Consider the following 3,668-nt stretch of genomic DNA (forward strand, 5'->3'; position numbering starts at 1 on the left):
CAAGCACGTGCGGAGGCGGATCGGCCTGGACGTGCATCGCCCGCCAGAGGGCGGTCCGCACCGCGGTGCTGTCCGGCGCCTCGGTCTGCTGGTCTGCCATGGTGCTCCCTTCGCGTTGTCCTTCGTGTTGTCCTTCGAGTCGCGTCCGTCGCGTGGTCAGCTCTTCGCGGGGGCCTGGAGGCTCCATACGCGTCCGTCGGGGTCGCGGACCGTCATCTCCTTGGTCCCGTAATGGGTGTCCTCGAACGGCGTGACGACATCAAGGGTCGGGTCGGGGCGGAACGTGTCCGCGTCCGGCACCTTCAGTACGAACTGCGTCTGGGGCTCCTGGTCCTCGGGGACCTCGGCGATGAACACGTAGGGGCTGTCGCCGTTGCGGAGCTGTCCGGAGCTGTGGTCCGTCGCGAACTCCAGCTCGTAGCCGAGGGACTGGAAGAACTTCGCCGACTTCCCCCAGTTGTGCGTCGTCAGGAAGACGGCCTCGATACCTTCGGTGGCCATGTCAGGTCTCCTTTTCGATTGACTTGGTTGAGCCGGTCGGTTCGGTCGATCGCGGGTTGGACTCATGGGCGTCGTCCAGATAGGCGCGCAGCGCGTCGGCGACGAGCGCTGACAGCGACGAGCCGGACTCGACGGCGCGGTACTTGACCTGCTTGATCAGTCCGATCGGCAGATACACGTTGAACTGTTTGACCTCTTCATCGCCCACGAGTCGATGCTAGCACTCTAGCGTGCTAGCAAGCTAGGTCATCTTGTGCGGATATGGCGATCCGTCCAGGGGCGTCCCGAGCCGCGGTCCGTGAGCGGGTGGTCGGGGTCACGGACAGGTTGGGCAATGCACGTATATGGTCCGGGTAAAGCGCTCGTCTACCGGAGGCGCGCGGGAGACGAGGGCGGACAGTGGGCGCGAGAGCCTATGGGCAGGTGCTGCGCGCGGCGGCCTGTGTCCTGATGGGCTGGCAGGTGTGGCTGGTGTGGCGGGTGTCGAGCTATGACTCCTCGACGGTGGAGTGGACCTGCAACCCGGCCGGAGGCTGCTCCAGCGACCAGTTCGCCTCCATGGCGCCCTTCGTCGGCATCGGCTCCACGGTGCTCTTCGGCTTCCTCGCCGCGCGGTTCCTCCAGCGCGCCGTGGTCGGCGCGGCCGTGGCGCTCGCCGCGCTCGCCGCCATCGCCGGCTGGTACGACGCCGTGGACGCCGGCCGAGTCGCGTACGCCACCGTCACCGACTACTTCATAGTCGTCCCCATCGGCCGCTTCCCCGTCTCCGGCTGGCTCACCTTCCTGTGGGCCGTCGCCGGGGCCGGCTGCCTCGCCGCCTGGTGGGGCGCCGCCGTCAGCCTGCGCCGCACCGCCCTGCTGCGCCGCCTCTCCCGCCGGTACTCCACCGCCGACGCCGAACTCCACGGCTGGCGGACCGTCGGCGGCAAGTACGGCGAGGTCACCGTCGTCTTCCGGGACCCGCGCGGCGACCGGCACGAGGTGCCGGCCATCGTGGAACGCGTCGCCCTGGAACGTACCGTCCGAGCCGTGTACGACGAGGCCCGCCCCGACGACCCCGCGTGCACCAGGGTCGCCGTGTCCCGCAGAAAGCTGCTCCGCATCTCATGACCCGTGCGACGCGCCTCGTGCGCCAGTTCTTCTCACCGGTCGCGCTGCTGACGGCCGTTCCGGTGGGCGCTGCCTTCGCCGCGCTCGTACAGGGCACGGTCGAGGGCCCGTTCTGGCTGCTGCTGACCGGACTCACCGTCTCCGCGCTGGCGCTGTTCTTCCTCGGCGGCGTCGCCGAGAGCGGACAGGGCGACCGGGCCCACGCCCTGCGCCCCGGGGGGCCGCGGGCCTACGCGCCCGCGCTGGTCAACTCCGTGCGGGCGGTGCACAAGGAGACCGGCCAGGCCGTCATCGACCCCCGCGACCAGAAGAGCGTGTTCGCCTTCGATCTGACGGTGGTGCCCGAGGACCCGCACCTGGCCCCGTACCGCGTCGAGATCCGCCACCCGCTGGACCTCCAGAATCTGCTGCACCGCAAGTGCGCGGTGGTGGAGTACGACCCCCGGCAGCCGTGGCGGGTCATCGTGCCGAACGACCCGCCGCGGGAGTGGATGGCGCGCGCTCAGCGGCTGGACCCGGAGGCGGTAGGGGTCACCGGCGGCCCCGCGCGCGGACTGCCGGCCGGGTCGCAGATCCTGGTGCTGGGGGCGGTGGCGGCGGGGGTCTTCCTGTGGCTGTTGGGGTCGTTGGCGGGCTGAGGGGCGGCCCAGAGGTCAGCCCTTGCCGCCCTTGCCGCGCGGGTTCTTCTCGATCACCTTGCCGTTGAGATCGGCCACCAGATACGCCGAGCCGTACGCGTCCGTGACGTACACCTTGAGCACCGGCCGCTTGTCCAGGAACGGATAGGCGGGGTCCACGTCGATGAAGTGGCTGGTCGGCTTCGCCACCCCGAGGTCGTTGTCCGCCGTGCGCAGCAGCGCCGGGAGGGCGTCCCAACGGAACTTCTCCAGATCCACCATGGCGGTGCCGGGCATGAGGGTGCCGCCCGCGCGCTCCCGGGCGGCCTTGCCCTTGTCGTACGCGAAGTGGTCGTAGAGGTTCTTGTCGCCCTTGGCGGGGGCTTCGGCGCTCGCCCGCTTCTCGTGCATCGTGAAGTCGGTGACGCGGGTGCCGCCCATCACCGGCTTCAGCTTCCCGATGACGGACCGGACCCCGTCCGGCGTCAGCAGGTTGATGTCCCGCTCGGCCACCGTCCCCGCCGTGCCGGTGGGGTCGTCGGCCGCCCGCCCCTCGGGCGCGGGGAGCAGCGCCCAGACGAGGGCGGCGGTCACGGCCGTTCCGACGAGGGAGGTCACGAGCGGCACGACGCGGGCCCGGCGGAGCCGACGGCGGGCTTCCCGCTCGCCGAGCGTGGGGGAGGGCGCGGAGGCGGAGGAGCGGAACGACGAAGAGGGCGAAGAGGGCGAAGCGTACGAGGTGCGAGAGGAGGTGGAGGTAGAAGTGGTCGAGGTGAAGGACGAGATCCGCGGGCCGGCGACCGTCGGCGGCATGGCCTTGGTCCGGCTCGGCGGTATGACGGCGGTACGGGCCGGAGGCGCGGCATCCTCCGGCGGCTTCGGAGGAGGCGTGGCGGCCGTATGCTTCCCGCTCCTGCCGTCCCCCGCCTCCGCCGCCGCCAGCATCCGGTCCAGCGCCCCGGCGTCCGGCCGCGCCGCCGTGTCCCGCGTCAGCAGCGCCTTGAGCACGGGCGTCAGCGCGCCCGCCCGCTCCGGCTCCGGGACCGGCTCGTCCAGGATGGCGGCCAGCGTCGCGAGCGTGCTGGCCTTGCGCAGCGGATGGCGGCCCTCCACGGCGACGTACAGCAGCATCCCGAGCGACCACAGGTCGGAGGCGGGGTCGCCCTCGTGGCCGCGGAGGCGTTCGGGGGCGATGTAGTCGGGGGAGCCGATGAGCGCGCCGGTGGCCGTCAGGCTGGTGGCGTCGCGGATCGCGGCGATGCCGAAGTCGGTGAGCACGGGCCGGCCGTCGGTGCGCAGCAGGACGTTGGCGGGCTTGACGTCGCGGTGGTGGATGCCCGCGGCGTGGGCGGCGCGCAGCGCGGCCAGCACCCCACGGCCGATCCGGGCGGCCTCGGCGGGCGACAGCGGCCCCGGGGCCAGCCGGTCCTGGAGGCTGGC

5 protein-coding genes and 1 pseudogene are annotated in these 3,668 nt (G+C 71.8%); 2 read left to right on the top strand and 4 right to left on the bottom strand.

The window, feature by feature from the left end; all coding sequences use genetic code 11:
• The 3 genes and pseudogenes from ACFU99_RS37210 to ACFU99_RS37220 form a co-directional block, all read right to left on the bottom strand.
• Positions 1 to 100: pseudogene (locus ACFU99_RS37210) on the bottom strand (SAM-dependent methyltransferase); the annotation flags it as partial.
• Between the two features lie 56 nt (positions 101 to 156).
• The gene (locus ACFU99_RS37215; protein ID WP_384401158.1) at positions 157 to 501 is read right to left on the bottom strand and encodes a VOC family protein; all 345 of its coding nucleotides are present in this window, start codon (positions 499 to 501) and stop codon (positions 157 to 159) included.
• Between the two features lies 1 nt (position 502).
• Positions 503 to 709, bottom strand: a complete 207-nt coding sequence (locus ACFU99_RS37220; protein ID WP_384401161.1) for a CopG family transcriptional regulator — start codon at positions 707 to 709, stop codon at positions 503 to 505.
• Positions 710 to 900: 191 nt separating this feature from the next.
• Between ACFU99_RS37220 and ACFU99_RS37225 the strand changes: the two genes are divergently transcribed.
• Positions 901 to 1,611: a hypothetical protein gene (locus ACFU99_RS37225; RefSeq protein ID WP_384401163.1), complete on the top strand. Its 711-nt coding sequence runs from the start codon at positions 901 to 903 to the stop codon at positions 1,609 to 1,611.
• The gene (locus tag ACFU99_RS37230) at positions 1,608 to 2,249 is read left to right on the top strand and encodes a hypothetical protein (protein WP_384401166.1); all 642 of its coding nucleotides are present in this window, start codon (positions 1,608 to 1,610) and stop codon (positions 2,247 to 2,249) included. Before ACFU99_RS37225 ends, ACFU99_RS37230 begins: the two co-directional genes overlap by 4 nt.
• Positions 2,250 to 2,264: 15 nt before the next feature.
• Here ACFU99_RS37230 and ACFU99_RS37235 read toward each other — a convergent pair.
• Positions 2,265 to 3,668: protein kinase (locus ACFU99_RS37235; protein WP_384401169.1), on the bottom strand; the 1,404-nt coding region annotated here is incomplete at its 5' end.

This window comes from Streptomyces sp. NPDC057654, assembly GCF_042800135.1.
GTDB lineage: Bacteria > Actinomycetota > Actinomycetes > Streptomycetales > Streptomycetaceae > Streptomyces.

Coding starts and splice junctions, on each gene's coding strand:
- ACFU99_RS37215 (WP_384401158.1), bottom strand. CDS start 501: ATGGCCACCGAAGGTATCGAGGCCGTCTTCCTGACGACGCACAACTGG.
- ACFU99_RS37230 (WP_384401166.1), top strand. CDS start 1,608: ATGACCCGTGCGACGCGCCTCGTGCGCCAGTTCTTCTCACCGGTCGCG.